Genomic DNA, 20,425 nt, shown 5'->3' on the forward strand with positions numbered 1-20,425 from the left:
TTGCATCCCGCGAGGCGCCGCGCCACAACGTCAGGAAAAGCCAGGAGGGCCGGATGAGCCTCTACGTCGCCTTGCAGATGGACCCGATCGAGCATGTCTCGATCACCGCCGACAGCACCTTCCGCATCGGGCTGGAGGCCCAGGCCCGCGGCCATCGGCTGTTCCAGTACACCGTCGATCAGCTGCGCTATGACGAGGGCCGGGTGATCGCGCGCGGCCGCCCCGTGACCCTGCGCCGCGTCGAGGGCGACCACGTCACCTTTGGCGATTGGGCCGAGGTCGAGCTGACCGAGTTCGACGTGGTCTGGCTGCGCCAGGACCCGCCCTTCGACATGGGCTATGTCACCTCGACGCACCTGCTGGACCGGGTGCATCCCGGCACGCTGGTGGTGAACGACCCGTTCTGGGTCCGGAACTGCCCCGAAAAGCTGATGGTGCTGGATTTCCCCGACCTGACGCCGCCCACCATGATCGCGCGCGATCCAGCTGCCTTTCGCGCCTTCCGCGAGCGTCACGGAGAGATCATCGTCAAGCCGCTCTACGGCAATGGCGGGGCGGGGGTGTTCCACCTGAAGCCGGGCGATCCGAACCTGTCCTCGCTTCTGGAGACCTTCGCGGGCATCAACCGCGAGCCGATGATCGCGCAGAAATACCTGCCCGCCGTGGTCAAGGGCGACAAGCGCGTGATCCTGGTCGATGGCGAACCCGTGGGTGCCATCAACCGCGTGCCGCAGGAGGGCGAGGCGCGGTCGAACATGCATGTCGGCGGGCGCGCCGAGAAGGTCGGCCTGACCGAGCGCGAGCGCGAGATCTGCGCCCGCCTGGCCCCCGTCCTGCGCGAGAAGGGGCTGATCTTCACCGGCATCGACGTCATCGACGGCTGGCTGACCGAGATCAACGTGACCTCGCCCACCGGCATCCAGGAGCTGGAGCGCTTCGACGGCATCAACGCCGCCGAAGCCATCTGGCAGGCGATCGAACGGCGCGTGGCCGCCAAGGGCTAACCCCCCGCCACGAAGGGCAGCCGATAGCTGAGCGCCTCGCGCAGGTGGTCGGTCAGCACCCGGTCCGACCCGGCCAGATCCGCGATGGTGCGCGAGGTGCGCAGCACGCGATGATAGCCGCGCATCGTCAGGCCCAGCCTGTCGGCCGCCGCGGCGATCAGGGCGCGGCCTTCGGCGTCCGGGGCCGCGATCTCCTCCAGCAGCGCGCCCGAGGCGTCGGCATTCACCCGCGCGTCGGGATGATCGGCAAAGCGCGCGGCCTGGATGTCGCGCGCCCGCGCCACGCGGGCCGCGACTGTGGCCGACGTTTCGCCCGTGGCCGCACCCGGATGATCGGCGATGGGCACGCCCGCCACCTCCAGCCGCAGGTCGAACCGGTCCAGCATCGGCCCCGAGATGCGCCCCAGATAGCTGGCCCCGCAGGCCGGCGCGCGGGCGCAGGCGCCGGCCGGATCGGCCAGATGGCCGCAGCGGCAGGGATTGGCGGCGGCGACCAGCAGGAAGCGGCACGGATAGCGCATCTGCGCCGCGGTCCGCGTCACGAACACCTCGCCCGATTCGATGGGCTGGCGCAGCGCCTCCAGCACACGGGGCTGGAACTCGGGCAGCTCGTCCAAAAACAGCACGCCGTTATGCGCCAAGCTGATCTGGCCGGGACGCGCGCGCGGGCCTCCGCCGACGATGGAGGGGGGCGATGCGCCGTGATGGGGGTCCTGGAACGGCGCCTGGCGGAGGATGCGTCCATCCTTCAGCTGTCCCGCAACGGAATGCACGATGGAGGTCTCCAGCGCCTCGCGCGCTGTCAGGGGCGGCATCAGCCCGTGCAGGCTGCGCGCCAGCAGCGTCTTGCCGGCGCCGGGCGGGCCGACCATCAGCAGATGGTGCCGCCCCGCCGCCGCGATCTCCAGCGCGCGTTTGGCGCGCTCCTGACCCTTGACGGCGGACAGGCAGGCGACCGGGGCCGGGGCTTCGGGCGGGCCGGGCCGGGCCGGGCTCAGGGGGCGGCGGTCGGTCAGATGATCGACCACCGCTCGCAGCGTCCCGGCGGCCAGGACCGGCACGGCTTCGATCCAGGCGGCTTCGGGGCCGCAGGCTTCGGGGCAGATCAGCGCGCGGTCCTCCTCGGCCGCGGCGACGGCGGCGGGCAGGGCACCCGCGACCGGCACCAGCCTGCCGTCCAGCGCCAGTTCCCCCAGGGCCACGCAGCGCGCGACCTCATCGCGCGGGACCAGGTCCAGCGCCGCCAGCACGGCCAGCGCGATGGGCAGGTCGAAATGCGACCCCTCCTTGGGCAGGTCCGCGGGCGAGAGGTTGACCGTCAGCCGCCGGTTCGGCAGGGCGATGGCCAGCGCGCCGAAGGCCGCGCGCACCCGCTCCTTCGCCTCGCTGACGGCCTTGTCGGGGAGGCCCACGATGGAGAAGCCGGGCAGGCCCGCCGCGACGGCGCATTGCACCTCGACCAAGCGCGCCTCGATCCCCTCGAAGGCGACTGAATAGGCGATGGCGACCATGATGCTCTCCACGACGGTTCGCCAATGGTTAACGGGATGCGCCTTAAGGAAAGGTTAACGGGCGGGCTTTCCTTGCGGCAAGGGGCGCGGGGGGTTATCTGGTGCGCAGGACGCAGCGGGGGCGGCATGCAGGGCAGACGGATATTGCTGATCGTGGGCGGCGGGATCGCCGCCTTCAAGATCCCCGCCCTGGTGCGGCTGATCCGGGCCGAGGGCGCGGCGGTGACGCCGGTGCTGACCGCGGCCGGATCGCAGTTCGTGACCCCCATGACCCTGTCGGTGCTGGCCGGAGAGCCGGTCCACGACACGCTGTGGGATCAGGGCGCCGAGGCCGAGATCGGCCATATCCAGCTGTCGCGCCGGGCCGATCTGGTCGTGGTGGCACCCGCCACCGCCGACCTGATGGCGCGCATGGCGCAGGGGGGGGCGAACGATCTGGCCTCGACCCTGCTGCTGGCGACCGACAAGCGCGTGCTGATCGCGCCCGCGATGAACGTGCGCATGTGGGACCATCCGGCGACGCGGCGCAACCTGGCCGCGCTGCGGGGCGACGGCATCCTGACCGTCGGTCCCGACGAGGGCGACATGGCCTGCGGCGAATACGGCCCCGGCCGGATGGCCGAGCCCGAGGCGATCCTGGCCGCGATCCGCGCCGCGCTGAGCGACGGGCCGCTGGCGGGGCGCCACGTCGTGGTGACCTCGGGGCCGACGCATGAGCCGATCGACCCGGTGCGCTATATCGCCAACCGCTCCAGCGGGGCACAGGGGACCGCGATCGCCGCGGCGCTGCGCGATCTGGGCGCGCGGGTGAGCTTCGTCACCGGTCCCGCCGCGGTGCCGCCGCCCCAGGGCGTGGCGGTGATCCGGGTCGAGACCGCGCGGCAGATGCGCGACGCGGTCGAGGCGGCGCTGCCTGCGGATGCGGCGGTGATGACCGCCGCCGTCGCCGACTGGCGCGTCGAGAACGGCAGCGCGCAGAAGATCAAGAAGGGTCCGGACGGCCCGCCCAGCCTGCGCATGGCTGAGAATCCGGACATCCTGGCCTGGATCAGCCGCGCGCCGGCGCGGCCGCGTCTGGTCGTGGGCTTTGCCGCCGAGACGACCGATGTCTTGGCCCACGCGACGGCCAAGCGGCTGCGCAAGGGCTGCGACTGGATCGTGGCGAATGACGTGAGCCCCGGCACGGGCATCATGGGCGGGACCGAGAACGCCGTCACCATCATTTCCGACGCGGGGGCCGAGAGCTGGCCCCGGCTGACCAAGACCGAGGTCGCCGCCCGGCTGGCGGCCCGCATTGCGGAGGCCCTGGCATGAGGACCTATCTGGACTGGAACGCCACCACGCCCCTGCGCCCGGAGGTCAAGGCCGCGATCGTCGAGGCGCTGGAGATCGCGGGCAACCCGTCCTCGGTCCATACCGAGGGGCGCGCGGCCAAGATGGCGCTGGAGCGCGCGCGCGAGCAGGTGGCCGTGGCCCTGGGGGCGGACGGGGCCGACGTGGTCTTCACCGCGGGAGCGACCGAGGCCGCGGCGATGGTGCTGGCGCAGGGCGGCTTTCACTGCGCGCCGACCGAGCACAGCGCCGTCAAGGTCTGGTGCGAGACCGATCTGGCGGTGGACGGCTGCGGCATCGTGACCGTCACCGACCCCGCGCGCAGCACCCTGCAGCTGGCCAACAACGAGACCGGCGTGATGCAGGACCTGCCGCAGGGCCTGCACAGCAGCGACCTGACGCAGGCCTTCGGAAAGGTGCCCTTCGCGTTCAACTGGCTGGGCATCACCGCCGGTTTCGTCAGCGCGCACAAGCTGGGCGGGCCCAAGGGGATCGGCGCGCTGATCCTGAAGAAGGGCACCGACCTGCCGCCGCTGATCAGGGGTGGCGGGCAGGAGCAGGGGCGCCGCGCGGGGACCGAGAACCTGATCGGCATCCTGGCCTTTGCGGCCGCCGCCACCGCCGCGCAGCGCGACCTGGAGGCCGGCCTGTGGGACGCGGTGCGCGCGCGGCGCGACGCGCTGGAGGCGCGGCTGATGGACATCGCGCCGCAGTCGGTCATCGTCGGAAAGGACGTCCCGCGCTTGCCGAACACGACCTGCCTTCTTACATCGGGGTGGAAGGGCGAGACCCAGGTGATGCAGATGGATCTGGCGGGCTTTGCCATATCGGCGGGGTCGGCCTGTTCGTCGGGCAAGGTCCGGGCCAGCGGCGCCCTGCAGGCGATGGGATTTGACGATCAGCTTTCGCAATCGGCGATCCGGATTTCGATAAGTCCGGCTTTGGACGACGATCAGATCAACCGATTTGCGGATGCCTGGGAAAACGCGTATTCACGCTGGCGCGACAGGAATGGCGTGACTGGAACGGGCGGGCAGGGGTCCGCTCTACCGAGGAAGGAACGATGATGACGGCGACCACCGATCTTGACGTGCGCGAAGGCGTCGACCGCGAAACGGTCGAGACCGTGCAGAACATGGGCAGCTACAAGTATGGCTGGAACACCGAGATCGAGATGGACTATGCCCCCAAGGGCCTGTCCGAGGACATCGTCCGCCTGATCTCGGAGAAGAACAACGAGCCGCAATGGATGCTGGACTGGCGGCTGGAGGCCTATCGGCGGTGGGTGACCATGACAGAGCCCAGCTGGGCCATGCTGAACTATCCGGTGATCGACTATCAGGACCAATATTACTACGCGCGTCCCAAGAGCATGCAGGAAAAGCCTAAGTCCCTGGACGAGGTCGATCCCAAGCTGCTGGCGACCTATGAAAAGCTGGGCATCCCGCTGAAGGAGCAGATGATCCTGGCGGGCGTCGAGGGGGCCGAGACCGCCCCCGCCGAAGGCCGTCGCGTGGCCGTGGATGCGGTCTTCGACAGCGTCAGCGTCGGCACGACCTTCAAGGACGAGCTGGCCAAGGCGGGCGTCATCTTCTGCTCGATCAGCGAGGCGATCCGCGAGCATCCCGAGCTGGTCAAGAAGTATCTGGGCAGCGTCGTGCCGCAGTCGGACAACTTCTTCGCCACGCTGAACAGCGCGGTCTTTTCGGACGGATCGTTCGTCTACATCCCCGAGGGGGTGCGCTGCCCGATGGAGCTGTCCACCTATTTCCGCATCAACGCGGAGAACACCGGCCAGTTCGAGCGGACACTGATCATCGCTGACAAGGGCGCCCATGTCAGCTATCTGGAAGGCTGCACCGCGCCCAAGCGCGACACCAACCAGCTGCATGCCGCGGTTGTCGAGATCGTCATCCTGGAGGATGCCGAGGTCAAGTATTCGACCGTCCAGAACTGGTTCCCCGGCGACGAGGACGGCAAGGGCGGCATCTACAACTTCGTCACCAAGCGTGCCGACTGCCGCGGCGACCGCGCCAAGGTGATGTGGACCCAGGTCGAGACCGGCTCGGCGATCACATGGAAATACCCGTCCTGCATCCTGCGCGGCAATGAATCGCAGGGCGAGTTCTATTCGATCGCCATCGCCAACAACCACCAGCAGGCCGATACCGGCACCAAGATGATCCATCTTGGCAGGAACACCCGCTCGCGCATCGTGTCGAAGGGGATCTCGGCCGGCAAGGCGCAGAACACCTATCGCGGTCAGGTCAGCATGCACCCGCGCGCGACGAACAGCCGGAACTATACCCAGTGCGACAGCCTGCTGATCGGCGATCAGTGCGGCGCGCATACGGTGCCCTATATCGAGGTCAGGAACACCTCCAGCCGGGTCGAGCACGAGGCGACCACCAGCAAGGTCGATGACGACCAGCTGTTCTACTGCCGCTCGCGCGGGATGGACGAGGAGGAGGCGGTGGCGCTGGTCGTCAACGGCTTCTGCCGCGAGGTCCTGCAGGCGCTGCCGATGGAGTTCGCCATGGAGGCGCAGGCGCTGGTCGCGATCTCGCTGGAAGGCTCGGTGGGCTGATCTCTCAGGCCGGGCCGCGGGTCCGGCCGCACACCCTATCGGCGCCCGCCGGGGCGCCTTCGCCGTTTGAGGAAAACATGCTGAAAATCAACAACCTGCACGTCAAGCTTGAGGAAGAGGACAAACAGATCCTGAAGGGTCTGACCTTGGAGGTCCCCGCCGGAGAGGTCCATGCGATCATGGGTCCGAACGGGTCGGGGAAATCCACCCTGTCCTATGTCCTGTCGGGCCGCGACGGCTATGAGGTGACCGAGGGCGAGGCGACGCTGGACGGCGAGAGCCTGCTGGACATGGAGCCCGAGGAGCGCGCGGCGGCCGGCCTGTTCCTGGCCTTCCAGTATCCGGTGGAGATCCCCGGCGTGGGCAACATGACCTTCCTGCGCACGGCGGTGAACGCGCAGCGCAAGGCGCGCGGCGAGGCCGAGCTGTCGGCGGGCGACTTCCTGAAGGTCGTGCGCGAGAAGGCACGCGAGCTGCAGATCAGCCCCGAGATGCTGAAGCGCCCGGTGAACGTGGGCTTTTCGGGCGGCGAGAAGAAGCGCAACGAGATCCTGCAGATGGCCATGCTGGAGCCGCGCATGTGCATCATGGACGAGACCGACAGCGGTCTGGACGTGGACGCGATGCGCCTGGTCAGCGAGGGTGTGAACGCCCTGCGCAACGAGGGCCGCAGCTTCCTGGTCATCACGCATTACCAGCGCCTGCTGAACCACATCCAGCCCGATGTGGTGCACATCATGTCGAACGGCCGCATCATCAAGTCGGGCGGCCCCGAGCTGGCGCTCGAGGTCGAGGAGAACGGCTATGGCGATCTTCTGGCGGAGGCCGGCTGATGACCGAGATGGCCGTCAAGACCAAGGCGCCCGAGCCCGCCGACCGTCCCGCAAGCGCGCTTGACGCGCGGCTGGCCGTGCTGGACCTGCCGCAGGGCGGGTTCGCCGCGGCACGCGCCGACGCGCTGTCGCGCCTGCGTGCGATGGGGCTGCCGGGACCGCGCGACGAATACTGGCGCTATACCGACCCGCGCCCCTTCAACGCGCCTCAGGCGACCGCGCTGCCCATCGACGGCGGACCGGAATCGCCGCTGTTCGCGGAGCGGGACAAGCTGACGCTGGTGTTCGTCGACGGCGTCTTTGACGCTGACGCCTCGGACCCGCTGGCGCTGGAGGGAATCGAGATCGAGACCCTGGCCGCCGCCCGGCCCGGGCATTGGGCCGAGGGCCTGTTCGGCACGCTCGAAGCCGTCGGCCAGACCCCGGTCAAGCGGCCCTTTGCCACGCTGAACACCGCCGCCGCCCGCGACGGCGTCCTGATCCGCGTGACCGGCACGCCCTCCAAGCCCGTGCATGTGCTGCACCGCCGCGCGGCCGAGGCCGCCGACGCCATGTGGCACCATGTCATCCGCGTCGAGAGCGGCGCGGTCCTGACCCTGCTGGAGAGCGGCATGGTCGGGGCGCGGTCGAACGGCGTGATCGAGGCCGATCTGGCCGACGGGGCGACGCTGCACCACATCACCGCCAAGCGCGCCGTGGACCCGAAGGTGGGCCTGTCGCATCTGTTCGCCCGCGTGGGCGCGGAGGCCGTGCTGAAAAGTTTCGCCCTGGTGGTGAACGGCACCACCATGCGTCATGAGGCGGTCGTGGACATCGTCGGCGACGACGCGGTCGCGCATGTCGCAGCGGCGGTTCTGGGCGATGGCGGCGTGGGTCCGTTCCATCACGACGACACGGTCTTCGTGACCCATGGCGCGCTGCGCGGCGAAAGCCGTCAGGTGTTCAAGAAGGTCCTGAAGAACGGTGCCACCGGCGTGTTCCAAGGCAAGATCCTGGTCAAGCCCGGCGCGCAGAAGACCGACGGCTATCAGATCAGCCAGGCGCTGCTTCTGGACGAGGCCAGCCAGTTCCTGGCCAAGCCCGAGCTGGAGATCTATGCCGATGACGTGAAATGCTCTCACGGCTCGACCACCGGGGCGATCGACGAGGATGCGCTGTTCTACCTGCGCTCTCGCGGGGTGCCGCATGACCGGGCGATCGTGTTCCTGGTCCTGTCCTTCCTGGCCGACGCCCTGGAGGAGGTCGAGGACGAGAGCCTGCGCGACGAGATCAACGAACGGCTGGACGCGTGGCTGACCGCCCGACCCCAGATCTAGGTCCGTCGCGCGGCGGCATGGTGCTGCGCGTGCTGGAAAGCTGGTGGGCCCCGCGCCGGGTGGTGCGGGGCCTTGCCGACATGCCCGACCGGGTGCAGCTGCCGGTGCTGATGCTGGCCATGCTGATCACGCTGGTCGCGCAGACGCCGGGCCTGTCGCGGGCCGCGCAGCTGGACCCGTCGGTGCCGCTGGACGCGCGCATCGCGGGTGCGGCCATGGGCACCATGTTCATGATGCCGCTGATCGCCTATGCCGTGGCGGCGCTGTCGGGCCTGCTGATCCGGGCGACGCCCTGGCGGCTTGAGCCGCGGCACGCGCGGCTGGCGCTGTTCTGGGCGCTTCTGGCGGCGGCGCCCGCGACGCTTCTGGCGGGGCTGGTCGCCGGGCTGATCGGCCCGTCGCCCGCCCTGACCCTGACCCGCACCGTTGCGGGCCTGGGTTTCCTGTTCATCTGGGGCGCCGGGATCGCGGCGCTGGCGAGACGCAAATGACCCGTGACGACTTCAAGACCTTGGCGGTCCAGACCCTGCGCCAGCCCGAGGAGGCGGCGCGGTGGCTGATCGCGCTGAACCTGCCCATGCCGGTGCGCTGGATGGCGCTGGTGCTGGCCGTGGCGCTGTCGGGCATCCTGGCCTTTGCCGCGACGGCCATCCTGGGCGCGCCGCAGGACGATGCCGCGCCGGTCATGGCGATCACCGGCCAGCCCCTGGTCCTGGCCGCGACGCAGCTGGTGGCCATCGTGCTGGGCGCGGGGCTGATGGCGGGGGTCGGGCGGATGTTCGGCGGCCGGGGCCGGTTCGAGGACGCGCTGATCCTGACCGTCTGGATCGAGGTCATGCTGCTGATGGTGCAGCTGGCCCAGATCGTCCTGTCGCTGGCGCTTCCCGCGCTGGCGGGGATGCTGGGCATCCTTGCGGTCGCGCTGTTCCTGTGGCTGACGGTCCAGTTCACCAAGGCACTGCACGGCTTCACCAGCGGGCCCAAGGTGCTGCTGGTGATGTTCGGCACGCTGCTGGTGATGGGTTTCATCCTGTCCTTCTTCATGGCCGCGCTTGGCCTCATGCCGGAGATGCCGCAATGAGTTTCGATGTCGAGGCCGTCCGGGCCGATTTCCCGATCCTGTCGCGGCATGTGAACGGCCGCCCGCTGGTCTATCTGGACAACGGCGCCAGCGCCCAGAAGCCGCGCGTGGTGATCGACGCGATCACCCGCGCCTATGAGGGCGAATATGCCAACGTGCATCGCGGGCTGCATTACCTGTCGAACCTCGCGACCGAGAACTATGAGCGGGTGCGCGCGATCATCGCCCGTTTCCTGAACGCCCCGCGCGAGGATGAGGTGATCTTCACCTCCGGCTCGACCGAGGCGCTGAACCTGGTCAGCTATGGCTGGGCCGCGCCCAACCTCCAGGCTGGCGACGAGATCCTGCTGTCGGTGCTGGAGCATCACGCCAACATCGTGCCGTGGCACTTCCTGCGCGAACGGCAGGGCGTGGTGCTGAAATGGGTCGAACCCGAACCCGACGGCAGCCTGCCCGCCGAGAAGGTGCTGGCCGCGATTGGGCCGCGCACCCGCATGATCGCGGTCACGCACATGTCGAACGTGACCGGGACGGTGGTCGACATCGCGGGCATCCGCGCAGGCACCGACCTGCCGCTGGTCGTCGACGGCAGCCAGGCGGCTGTGCACATGCCGGTGGACCTGAGCACCCTGGGCGCCGATTTCTACTGCGTCACGGGGCACAAGCTCTACGGGCCGTCGGGATCGGGCGCGATCTGGATCCGGGCCGACCGGCAGGCCCAGATGCGGCCCTTCTTGGGCGGCGGCGACATGATCCGCACGGTCGGCCGTGATGCAGTGACCTACAACGACCCGCCCCTGAAGTTCGAGGCCGGGACGCCCGGCATCGTCAACCAGATCGGCCTGGGCGCGGCGCTGGAATACCTGATGGGTCTGGGCATGGAGAACGTGGCCGCCCATGAGCGCAGCCTGCGCGACTATGCCCGGCAGCGGCTGAACAGCCTGAACTGGCTGCAGGTGCAGGGCGACGCGCCGGACAAGGGCGCGATCTTCTCCATGACGATGGCGGGGGCGCATGCGCATGACATCTCGACCATCCTGGACAAGAAGGGCATCGCGGTGCGGGCCGGCAGCCATTGCGCCATGCCCCTGATGGAGCATCTGGGAATCACCGCCAGCGCGCGTGCCAGCTTTGCCATGTACAACACGCAGGCAGAAGTGGACGCGCTGATCGAAGGATTGACCTTCTGCCACGAGCTTTTCGCCTGAATCTTGCAAAGATTCGGGCGGTCGCCGAAGAAACCTTGTCCGGATTACCGTTCCGCCGCATCGCTGAGGAAAGATAGCGATGGAGGCGGCGATGGCCGAGGTTCTGGTTCTGGGTGCGGGCATGGTCGGGGTCACGACCGGATTGGCGCTGCAGGCGCGCGGGCATGACGTCACCATCATCGAACGCGGCGTGCCGGGACGCGAGACCAGCTATGGCAATGCCGGCCTGATCCAGACCGAGGCGGTCGAGCCCTATGCGATGCCGCTCGCGCCGGGCGCGCTGTTCCAGATCGCGCTTGGGCGCGGCTATGACGTGAAATGGACGCCCTCGGGGCTGCTGTCGCAGCTGGGCGCGGTCGCGACATACGCGCTGAACTCTCTGCCCGCGGCGCATAAGCGCGCCTCGCTTACTTGGGGCAAGCTGATCCGCCAGTCGACCGAACGCCACGGCCCCCTGATCGCGGCGTCGGGCGCGGACAACATCATCCGCCGCAACGGCTATATCGAGATCCACCGCACCCCCGCCAAGATGGAGAAGGCCCGCCAGACCGCCGAGCGTTTCCGCACCGAATTCGGGGTCGAGGCGCGGCTGATGACCGGAGCCGAGCTGCGCGCGATGGAGCCGTCGATCCGCATCGAGGTCGAGGGCGCGACGCATTGGTCGGACAGCTGGAACTGTGCCGATCCAGGCGGGCTGGTGGCCAGCTATGCGGCCCTGTTCCAGAAGCAGGGCGGGCGGATCGTGAACGGGGACGCGGGCGATCTGCACCGCCACGGTGCCGGCTGGCGCGCCGACGAGGTCGAGGCGGAACATGCCGTGATCGCGCTTGGGCCGTGGTCGCCCATGCTGACGCAGCGCTTCGGCCTCAAGGTGCCGATGGTCTACAAGCGCGGCTATCACCGCCATTACCACACGGAGATGCCGCCCCATCACCCGATCGCCGATTTCGGCAATTCGGTCGTCCTGTCCCCCATGCGCCGCGGGTTGCGCATCGCCACCGCGGCCGAGCTGACCCCCCATCCGCGTCTGTCGCCCCCGCAGCTGAAGCATGGCGAGAAGGCCGCACGCGAGCTGTTTGACATCGGCGCCCCGGTCGAGGCCGAACCCTGGACCGGCCGGCGGCCCTGCATGCCCGACATGCTGCCGCTGGTGGGTCGGGTGCCGGATCAGCCGAACCTCTGGGCGCATTTCGGCCATGGGCATCAGGGCTTCACCCTGGGTCCGGTCACCGCCGAGATCCTGGCGGATGAGCTGTCAGGCGGGGCAGGGTGGTCGGAACTTCAGCCCGCGCGGCTGAAGCGCGGTTGAATTCCGGGCCCGCGCGACACATCTTGGGGGCAAGCCGAACGGATCAGGAACCCCCGGACAGTCATGGGTCACAACAACACCAACGCGCCCGTCGCGCGTCCGATCGAAGTGACCCGCCCCAAGCTTGAGGGCGGGAAGCGCTTTGTCCTGCAGAGCGAATTCGCCCCCGCAGGCGACCAGCCGACCGCCATCAGGGAGCTGGTCGCGGGCGTCGCCGCCGGAGAGCGCGACCAGGTCCTGTTGGGCGCGACCGGCACGGGCAAGACCTTCACCATGGCCAAGATCATCGAGGAGACGCAGCGCCCCGCGATCATTCTGGCGCCCAACAAGACGCTGGCCGCCCAGCTTTACGGCGAGTTCAAGGGCTTCTTCCCCGAGAACGCGGTCGAGTACTTCGTCAGCTACTACGACTATTACCAGCCCGAGGCCTATGTGGCCCGCAGCGACACCTATATCGAGAAGGAGTCGCAGATCAACGAGGCCATCGACCGGATGCGCCACAGCGCCACCCGCGCGCTGTTGGAGCGCGATGACGTGATCATCGTTGCCTCCGTCAGCTGCATCTATGGCATCGGTTCAGTCGAGACCTATTCGGCGATGACTCAGGACATGGTCGTGGGGCAAAGCTATGACCAGCGCGAATTCCTGGGCCAGTTGGTTGCCCAGCAGTACAAGCGTCTGGATACCAGCTTTCAGCGCGGCGCCTTCCGGGTGCGCGGCGATCTGGTCGAAGTCTGGCCCGCCCACCTGGAAGACCGGGCGTGGCGGTTCGACTTCTTCGGCAACGAGCTGGAGGCGATTACCGAGTTCGACCCGCTGACCGGGGTCAAGACTGACAGCTTCAAGCAGATCCGCATCTATGCCAGCAGCCACTATGTCACGCCGCGCCCGACGCTTCAGCAGGCGATCAAGGGCATCAAGCAGGAACTGGCGATGCGGCTGAAGCAGCTGACCGAGGAAGGCAAGCTTCTGGAGGCGCAGCGGCTGGAGCAGCGCACGAATTTCGACATCGAGATGCTGGAGGCGACCGGCGTGTGCAACGGCATCGAGAACTACTCGCGCTATCTGACCGGCCGTGCGCCCGGAGAGCCGCCCCCCACGCTGTTCGAGTTCATCCCGGACAATGCCATCGTCTTTGCGGACGAGAGCCATGTCAGCGTGCCGCAGATCGGCGGCATGTATCGGGGCGACTTTCGGCGCAAGTTCACGCTGGCCGAACATGGCTTCCGCCTGCCCAGCTGCATGGACAACCGCCCTCTGAAGTTCGAGGAATGGGACGCGATGCGGCCCCAATCCGTCTTCGTGTCGGCCACGCCCGCGCAATGGGAGATGGACCAGACCGGCGGCGTCTTCACCGAGCAGATCATCCGTCCCACCGGCCTCCTGGACCCCAAGATCGAGATCCGCCCGGTCGAGATGCAGGTGGACGACCTGCTGGACGAGGTGCGCCGCGTCACCGCCGCGGGTTACCGCACGCTGGTCACCACGCTGACCAAGCGCATGGCCGAGGATCTGACCGAATACCTGCACGAGCAGGGCATCAGGATCCGCTACATGCACAGCGACATCGACACGATCGAGCGCATCGAGATTCTGCGCGACCTGCGCCTTGGCGCCTTCGACGTGCTGGTGGGCATCAACTTGCTGCGAGAGGGTTTGGACATTCCCGAATGCGGGCTGGTGGCGATCTTGGACGCCGACAAGGAGGGGTTCCTGCGCTCCGAGACCTCGCTGATCCAGACCATCGGCCGGGCGGCGCGCAATGCCGACGGGCGGGTCATCATGTATGCCGACCGCATCACCGGCAGCATGGAACGCGCCATGGCCGAGACCGAGCGTCGCCGCGCCAAGCAGATCGCCTATAACGAGCAGCACGGCATCACGCCCCAGACCGTCCGAAAGAATGTCGAGGACGTCTTGGCGGGCCTGTGGCAGGGCGACACGGATCAGTCGCGCGTGACCACCAAGGTGGACAAGCCGCTGATCGGCGCCAATCTGGCCGCGCATCTGGACGCGATGCGCACCCAGATGCGCAAAGCCGCGGAGAACCTGGAGTTCGAGGAGGCCGCGCGCCTCCGCGACGAGGTCAAGAGGCTGGAGGCCGTCGATCTGGCCATCGCGGACGACCCCATGGCCCGCCAGTCGGTGATCGAGGAGGCCGCCGAGGCCGCGGTCAAGTCGTCGGGACGATCGACCGCGGGCAGGGCGGGTCAACGCGGCGGCAACAAGCGCTCCAAGCGCGGCCGCTAGCCGCAGGCGACCGCGACGATCCAGCCCTTCGGATCGAGGAACATGGTCAGCCGCGACGGGCGATAGTCGCGGGTCATCACCCCCTCCGCGCCGCCGTTGGTCGAGGTCACCTCGCGCTTGGGCAGGTTGGGCGGCAGGTAGACCTCGCCGATGTTGCGGCCCACGAGTGCCTGATGCTGTGCCGCGTCGCAGCGCGTCGCGGCGACATCGTACGGGCTGACGCCGCAGGCGCCCAGGGCCAACGACAACGTGAGGGCCCCGAGGATCGGCGCCTTTGCGGCAAGACGGGCAGGTGCGGTCATGATCACGTCCCTCTCATGTGACATCGTGTCGTTTTAAGGCCAACATGCGGCGGCGAAACTGGTTCCGGAAGGTCACCCATGAAGTCTAGGACATTATTTCTGCTTGCGGCAATGATGCTGACCCCTGGCCTGGCTTCCGCCTCCTCGGACGACGCATGGGAGGCCCTGCGCCTGCGCCTGATCGAGACCTGCGGCGAGGCCGCCCGCGCCGCCGCACCGGAGGCCCGCGTCGCCGTCCACGCCAACGAGTTCGGCACCGAGATGACGGCGCTTGCCCTGGTGGTGACCACGCGCGAAGGGCAGGAAGAGCCTGAACTGTCGGTCTGCCTGCACGACAAGCGGACGGGCGCGACGGAACTCAGCGCGCCCTTTGCCCAGATGCCCGATCTGGCCGGTGCCGGCGACGCCGGGCCTTGAAGCGCGGCGCGGTTTTGGCGATATAACGATCAGACCCGATCCGAAGGAAATCCCATGCTCGTGCGCATCTATCAGCCCGCCCGCACCGCGATGCAGTCCGGCACCGCAAAGACCAAAGGCTGGGTGCTGGAATTCCCGCCCTCCGACGCGCGCGAGGTCGATCCGCTGATGGGCTGGACCAGCAGCGGGGACACCCAGAGCCAAGTCCGCCTGCGCTTCGACACGCGCAAGCAGGCCGAGGACTATGCCCGCGAGCGGGGCTTGGAGTTCGTGGTGCAGGAACCGCATCGCCGCGCCGTGAACGTCCGCCCGCGCGGCTATGGCGAGAATTTCGCGACCGACCGCCGCGCGCCTTGGACGCACTGAACGGAGCATGGTTGCTGCGGGGCAGGGGCATCTGCGCCCGGTTCGGCGCAAGCGTTTCGCAAGCCATCGACTTATCGCTGACCGCCTTCGGGCGGTCATCTGCTTTTCAGGACAGGCCATGACCATCGCGCATCTCGTCACCCATTCCGGCGGCTTCCATGCCGACGAACTGCTCTCCTCCGTGATCCTGACCCGGCTTTTTCCGCAGGCCCGGATCGTTCGGACGCGCGATACAGACTGGACCACGCCGGCGCCGGACCGGGTGATCTATGACGTCGGACGCGACTACGACCCCGCGCGGCTGATCTTCGACCACCATCAGAAGAACCCGCCGCTGCGCGACGATGGCCAGCCTTGCAGCTCCTTCGGGCTGATATGGCGGCAGTTCGGCCGGGATTACCTCCGGGCCTCCGGCATCCCCGCGCGGGATGTGGACGCAATCCACGCCGGCTTCGATACCGATTTCGTCCTGCCCATCGATCTGGTGGACAATGGCGCGCTGTCGCCCAACGGGCCACTGGCGGACCTCTCGCTGCCTCTGCTTCTGGAAAGCCTGAAGCCCGTCTTCGACGACCGCACCCCCGAGGCGGATGATCTTGCCTTCGACCGGGCGCTGGTCATCGCGCGCGCCTTCGTCGAGGCGGCGATCGCCCGCAAGGCCGCCAAGCTGCGGGCCGAGGCCGTGGTGATGGACGCCATCGCCGCCGCAGGCGACAGCCCGATCTTGGAACTGCCAATGGGCATGCCTTTCCGCGCGGCCATCGACAAGGCAGGCGCCGATCACCTGCTGTTCGTCGTCCATCCGCGGGAGACGGATTGGGCAATCACCGGCATCCGCCGCGATCCCGAAGGCATCGCACTGCGCACGGACTTGCCGGAGGCATGGGCAGGTCTGACCGACGCGGCGTTCGAGGCCGCATCGGGCATTCCCGGCGCGCGGTTCTGCCACAATGGGCGCTTCATCGCGGTCGCTGCAGATCGGCGGGCAGCGATCCAACTTGCGACTCTGGCGGTCCAGGATGCGGGAACAGTGCAGCAGGCATAATGAGCGCTTATGGCCCAATGACAGCCAGAATTCTGATGGGACTGTTTGGATAGTAGCGCTTTCGGCGATAATAGGCTTTGAAGCAGCGCGGAAGAGCGAAGAACCTGAGGTGTGAAAGCGGTATAACCACTGCGCAGGTATGGTACCAATAATCTGTATTATGTTATATAATACGCGTGTCAAGTTACGCACCATTACCGGACGCCTTGCATCGACCGGTTTGAAACGCCAGAAACGACCAGAACTATGACAGGACATCGCATGGCCGTATCACCTCCAGTCTGCGACTTCGACGCTCCGTGGCACGACTTCGACCTGACGGACCGCGACGGGCGCAGCGTATCGCTGCGCGACGTGGCCGGGCCCAAGGCGACGCTGATCATGTTCATCTGCAACCACTGTCCCTACGTGCGCTCGATCTTGGATCGCATCGTCCGCGATGCTCATGCGCTGATGGACGAAGGCGTGGGTGTGGCTGCGATCTGCGCGAACGATGCCAAGGCCTATCCCGACGACGCTCCAGATCGCATGACGCGTCTGGCACGGGAATACGGGTTCCGCTTCCCGTATCTTCACGACGCGACGCAGGACGTGGCGCGGGCCTATGGTGCGGAATGCACGCCCGATTTCTTCGGATACAACGCCGACGGCCTGCTGCAGTATCGCGGGCGTCTGGACGCATCCTCGCGCGTCGCCGCGGCTCCGGATTCGCGGCGCGACCTCTATCTGGCGATGCGTCAGATCGCCGAAACCGGTCAGGGGCCGCGCGACCAGATCGCGTCCATCGGCTGTTCGATCAAATGGAAGGTCTGATCATGCGCGACCGCTGTCCCATCATCTTCGACCTGGACGGCACGCTGATCGACAGCGCGCCCGACATCCACGCCTGCGTGAATACAGTCCTGCGCCAGCATCAGGTGCCGCCCTTGCCTCTGCCGCGCGTGCGCAGCTTCATCGGTGGCGGGGTCGAGTTGCTGTGGACGCGCATCATCGCCGCCTGCCACATCGACCCGGTCCATCGACCGACGCTGATCGCGGGCTTCATGGCCCGCTATCACGACGCGACCGCGCTGACCCGGGTCTTTCCCGGCGTGGTCGAGGCGCTCGGTGCACTGTCGGATGCCGGCCACCCCTTGGGCATCTGCACCAACAAGCCGCTGGTCCCGACGCGCCATGTCCTGGAGCATTTCGGTCTCGCACAACTGTTCCCGGTGGTCGTCGGTGGTGACAGCCTGCCGCAGCGCAAGCCCGATCCCGCACCCCTGCGGCTGGCGTTCCAGCAGTTCGGGTGCGATCCGGCGTTGCCGCGCGGATTGTTCGTGGGAGACAGCGAATTCGACGCCCATTGCGCGGCGGCCGTGCCCGTGCCGCTGCTGCTGTATTCCGGCGGATACCGGATGACCGCGGTCGAGGACCTGCCGCATCAGGCGGTCTTCGACCGGTTCGAACAGCTGCCCGGTCTGGTCGGTGCAGCGATCGCGGCCTGAGGCGCCCGGCTTGACATTCGGGGCGCGATCGCGCCAGACCGACATCATCCGATCATGAGAGGCCCCACGATGGATCTGCGCCAAATCAACCCCGACCTCGCCGTATCGCCGCAGATCCTGCCGGAGGACGTGCCGGCACTGGCCGAGGCCGGCTTCAAGGTGCTGATCAACAATCGACCCGATGACGAGGTCGGCCCCGAGATCGATCACGACGCCATGGCCGAGGCCGCGCGGCAGGCGGGGATGCGCTATCACTACCTGCCGTTCCATCCGGGCCAGATCACGCCGCAGCTGATCGGCGACTTCGCCGAGGCGACCGCGGGTCAGGGGCCGGTGATCGCCTATTGCCGGTCGGGCAACCGCTCCACTGTCCTCTGGGCGCTCACGCAGGCCGGAAAGCTGCCCGAGGATGAGATCCTGGCCAAGGCGGCGGCCGCGGGTTACGATCTGTCGGGGGTCCGCCCGCTGATCGCCTCGCTGTCCAGCTGCAAGGGCTGAGGCGCAGGGCGCCCTGCCCCGCACCCCCTGCCCCGGCCTTCAGGCCGGAACGACCAATGCCCTCTTGACATTCGCGGTCCACCCGATAACGCGCTGATCGCCCGCGCGAATCGCCGGGCGTTTCATGACGCTCGGCTTGTCGCCCATCATCTGGACCGGATCGGTGGCGCGCTCCTCCTCGGACATGCCCCGCCAGGTCAGGCTGGCGCGGTTGATGATCTTGTCGCCGAAATCATCGACCAGAGCGCGGCGCTCATCGGCGCTCAGCGGCTCCTTCTGGACATCGCGGAAGGCCACGGTCCAGCCATGCTCCTCCAGCGCTGCCTGCGCCTTCTGACAGGTTGAGCAGTGAGAAAGTCCGAACATCGTCAAGGTTTTGGACATGGTTTCTCCAGAATTCAAAGATCAGATCAGCGGCACGAAGGGAACGCCGCAGGCGGTCAGGGCAAGCGTGGCGATCAGGGCAAGGGTCAGGCGCATCAGATCTCTCCCGTTGGTTCTGGGTTGATCTATCTCGAACCGCGGGCCGCTCCACAAGCTACAAATCGTCGCTGCCGTGGTCGTGAAACTGCGCTCGCACGCGTCGCATGGACCACCAGACCGCCAGAACCGTCACCGGAGTCAGGCCCGCGACCATCAGCGCCTTGTCCAATCCGGACAGACCGGCCAGAGGTGCCAGCGCATAGGCCAGCAGCCCGACCGCGTAATAACTGATCGCGACGACCGACAGCCCTTCGACCGTGTGCTGCAGGCGCAGCTGCAGGTCGGCGCGGCGGTCCATGCGGCGCATGATCTTCTGGTTCTGCGCGCTGCGCTCGACATCCACGCGGGTGCGCAGCAGCTCGCTGGCGCGGGCGGCACGTTCCAACATGGTGGCCAGCCGCCGTTCGGCGGATTTCGCCGTGCGCATGGCCGGCTGATAGCGGCGGCGCAGGAACTCCGTCAGCATCTGGCGATCCTGGAACCGCGTCTCGCGCAGCGCGGCGGCGCGGTCCTGCACGATCGCCTCATAGGCGCTGTTCGCCCCGAAGCGGAAGGAATGCTGAACCGCCTGCGCCTCCAGCTGGGCCGAGACCGCCAGAAGATCGTGCAGCAGTTGATCGGCGGGCTGCGCGTCGTCGGTCATGCGCTCTAGGATGGCGGTCAGGCGCGGCTCCAGCTCGTTCAGGCGGCGGCCCAGATCGCGGGCGCGGTCCAAGCCCAGCATTGACATGGCGCGATAGGTCTCCAGCTCCACCAGCCGGTGGATCAGACGCCCGATCCGGGCCTCGCCGGTGCCGGGACGGACGAAGACGGCAAAGCGCATGAATCCGTCCGAATCAATGCGGAAATCCCCGGCGACCAGGGCGCTCTGGTCCAGCACCCAGATCACCGCCAGACTGTCCTGCGCGAACCAGCCATCCAGCTCCGGCAGCAGGTCGGACGGATCGTCGGGCAGCTGGGCCACCTGGATCATCACGGCCGCGACGCGCCTGCCGGGGGCGTCGTCCTGCCAAGCTTCGGGAAAGATCGCGGCCGCGGACGGATCGAAGGGCCGGATCGGCAGACCCGGCACCATCGCCATATAGGTCACGAACTCGGTATGGCTCTCCCATTTCAGGTCGTGCCGGCCCAGCCTGCCCTGATAGTGGATGCCCTGCGGATCGGGGCGCGGCCCGCCATGGCGCGCCACCAGCGCCGCCAGATGCGCCTGATCGCGGTCCCGGTCGCGGTTCGCAGCGTTGCGCGGCTCCTTGAAGGCCAGAAAGACCGCCGTCGCGGGGGCCGCGATGCTGGGCGACGGCCGCGCATGCAGCTCGTTGACCAGGGCATAGCGCAGCGGGTGGTCGGTCGCGGGGTTCACTCGGCTCTCCCTGAAGGGGGGCCGCGCCCCCTGCCC

General features: G+C 67.9%; 21 protein-coding genes. 17 read left to right on the plus strand and 4 right to left on the minus strand.

Annotated elements, in window-relative coordinates; genetic code table 11:
* The first annotated feature begins 53 nt into the window (after window positions 1–53).
* Entirely contained in the window at window positions 54–1,004 is a 951-nt protein-coding gene (gshB, locus tag AC2SGK_RS04580) for a glutathione synthase (RefSeq protein ID WP_488322408.1), read from the plus strand.
* Here gshB and AC2SGK_RS04585 read toward each other — a convergent pair.
* Complete coding sequence (locus AC2SGK_RS04585) at window positions 1,001–2,515, minus strand: YifB family Mg chelatase-like AAA ATPase (RefSeq protein ID WP_488322409.1); 1,515 nt, start codon at window positions 2,513–2,515, stop codon at window positions 1,001–1,003. The two genes, gshB and AC2SGK_RS04585, sit on opposite strands and share 4 nt — an antisense overlap.
* Before the next feature lie 126 nt (window positions 2,516–2,641).
* On the opposite strand from AC2SGK_RS04585, the gene coaBC reads away from it, so the two are divergent.
* The 10 genes from coaBC to uvrB all read left to right on the plus strand — a co-directional run bounded on the left by coaBC (window position 2,642) and on the right by uvrB (window position 14,431).
* Entirely contained in the window at window positions 2,642–3,829 is a 1,188-nt protein-coding gene (coaBC, locus tag AC2SGK_RS04590) for a bifunctional phosphopantothenoylcysteine decarboxylase/phosphopantothenate--cysteine ligase CoaBC (RefSeq protein WP_488322410.1), read from the plus strand.
* Entirely contained in the window at window positions 3,826–4,914 is a 1,089-nt protein-coding gene (locus tag AC2SGK_RS04595; protein ID WP_488322411.1) for a cysteine desulfurase family protein, read from the plus strand. The genes coaBC and AC2SGK_RS04595 overlap by 4 nt, the downstream gene beginning before the upstream one ends.
* The gene (gene sufB, locus AC2SGK_RS04600) at window positions 4,914–6,434 is read left to right on the plus strand and encodes a Fe-S cluster assembly protein SufB (RefSeq protein ID WP_488322412.1); all 1,521 of its coding nucleotides are present in this window, start codon (window positions 4,914–4,916) and stop codon (window positions 6,432–6,434) included. The genes AC2SGK_RS04595 and sufB overlap by 1 nt, the downstream gene beginning before the upstream one ends.
* A 77-nt stretch (window positions 6,435–6,511) precedes the next feature.
* Entirely contained in the window at window positions 6,512–7,267 is a 756-nt protein-coding gene (gene sufC, locus AC2SGK_RS04605; protein ID WP_488322413.1) for a Fe-S cluster assembly ATPase SufC, read from the plus strand.
* Between the two features lie 8 nt (window positions 7,268–7,275).
* Window positions 7,276–8,583: a SufB/SufD family protein gene (locus AC2SGK_RS04610; RefSeq protein WP_488322452.1), complete on the plus strand. Its 1,308-nt coding sequence runs from the start codon at window positions 7,276–7,278 to the stop codon at window positions 8,581–8,583.
* Window positions 8,584–8,600: 17 nt separating this feature from the next.
* Window positions 8,601–9,074 (plus strand): hypothetical protein, encoded by a 474-nt coding sequence (locus AC2SGK_RS04615; RefSeq protein WP_488322414.1) that lies wholly within the window; start codon window positions 8,601–8,603, stop codon window positions 9,072–9,074.
* A complete protein-coding gene (locus tag AC2SGK_RS04620) occupies window positions 9,071–9,664 on the plus strand; it encodes a Yip1 family protein (RefSeq protein WP_488322415.1) in 594 nt (197 codons plus the stop codon). Before AC2SGK_RS04615 ends, AC2SGK_RS04620 begins: the two co-directional genes overlap by 4 nt.
* A complete protein-coding gene (locus AC2SGK_RS04625; RefSeq protein ID WP_488322416.1) occupies window positions 9,661–10,872 on the plus strand; it encodes a cysteine desulfurase in 1,212 nt (403 codons plus the stop codon). The genes AC2SGK_RS04620 and AC2SGK_RS04625 overlap by 4 nt, the downstream gene beginning before the upstream one ends.
* 91 nt (window positions 10,873–10,963) lie before the next feature.
* Complete coding sequence (locus tag AC2SGK_RS04630; protein WP_488322417.1) at window positions 10,964–12,181, plus strand: NAD(P)/FAD-dependent oxidoreductase; 1,218 nt, start codon at window positions 10,964–10,966, stop codon at window positions 12,179–12,181.
* 63 nt (window positions 12,182–12,244) lie between these two features.
* Window positions 12,245–14,431, plus strand: a complete 2,187-nt coding sequence (uvrB, locus tag AC2SGK_RS04635) for an excinuclease ABC subunit UvrB (RefSeq protein WP_488322418.1) — start codon at window positions 12,245–12,247, stop codon at window positions 14,429–14,431.
* On the opposite strand, the gene AC2SGK_RS04640 is transcribed toward uvrB, so the two are convergent.
* Entirely contained in the window at window positions 14,428–14,733 is a 306-nt protein-coding gene (locus AC2SGK_RS04640; RefSeq protein WP_488322419.1) for an I78 family peptidase inhibitor, read from the minus strand. The genes uvrB and AC2SGK_RS04640 overlap by 4 nt on opposite strands.
* 114 nt (window positions 14,734–14,847) lie before the next feature.
* Between AC2SGK_RS04640 and AC2SGK_RS04645 the strand changes: the two genes are divergently transcribed.
* The 6 genes from AC2SGK_RS04645 to AC2SGK_RS04670 all read left to right on the plus strand — a co-directional run bounded on the left by AC2SGK_RS04645 (window position 14,848) and on the right by AC2SGK_RS04670 (window position 18,546).
* Entirely contained in the window at window positions 14,848–15,150 is a 303-nt protein-coding gene (locus AC2SGK_RS04645) for a hypothetical protein (RefSeq protein ID WP_488322420.1), read from the plus strand.
* 54 nt (window positions 15,151–15,204) lie between these two features.
* Window positions 15,205–15,516 carry an ETC complex I subunit gene (locus tag AC2SGK_RS04650; protein WP_488322421.1) on the plus strand — a complete coding sequence of 104 codons (312 nt, stop codon included), beginning with the start codon at window positions 15,205–15,207 and terminating at the stop codon, window positions 15,514–15,516.
* A gap of 118 nt (window positions 15,517–15,634) precedes the next feature.
* Window positions 15,635–16,561 (plus strand): MYG1 family protein, encoded by a 927-nt coding sequence (locus tag AC2SGK_RS04655; protein ID WP_488322422.1) that lies wholly within the window; start codon window positions 15,635–15,637, stop codon window positions 16,559–16,561.
* A gap of 261 nt (window positions 16,562–16,822) precedes the next feature.
* Window positions 16,823–17,374 carry a thioredoxin family protein gene (locus AC2SGK_RS04660; protein WP_488322423.1) on the plus strand — a complete coding sequence of 184 codons (552 nt, stop codon included), beginning with the start codon at window positions 16,823–16,825 and terminating at the stop codon, window positions 17,372–17,374.
* 2 nt (window positions 17,375–17,376) lie between these two features.
* A complete protein-coding gene (gene gph / locus AC2SGK_RS04665) occupies window positions 17,377–18,048 on the plus strand; it encodes a phosphoglycolate phosphatase (RefSeq protein WP_488322424.1) in 672 nt (223 codons plus the stop codon).
* 69 nt (window positions 18,049–18,117) lie between these two features.
* Entirely contained in the window at window positions 18,118–18,546 is a 429-nt protein-coding gene (locus AC2SGK_RS04670; RefSeq protein ID WP_488322425.1) for a protein tyrosine phosphatase family protein, read from the plus strand.
* A gap of 39 nt (window positions 18,547–18,585) precedes the next feature.
* Here AC2SGK_RS04670 and AC2SGK_RS04675 read toward each other — a convergent pair whose 3' ends face one another.
* Window positions 18,586–18,912, minus strand: coding sequence for an arsenate reductase family protein (locus AC2SGK_RS04675; RefSeq protein WP_488322426.1), 327 nt, complete (start codon window positions 18,910–18,912; stop codon window positions 18,586–18,588).
* A gap of 172 nt (window positions 18,913–19,084) precedes the next feature.
* Complete coding sequence (locus AC2SGK_RS04680; protein ID WP_488322427.1) at window positions 19,085–20,389, minus strand: DUF3422 family protein; 1,305 nt, start codon at window positions 20,387–20,389, stop codon at window positions 19,085–19,087.
* Between the last annotated feature and the right edge of the window lie 36 nt (window positions 20,390–20,425).

Source organism: Paracoccus sp. NIOT.M2S5SZ12 (assembly GCF_057748165.1).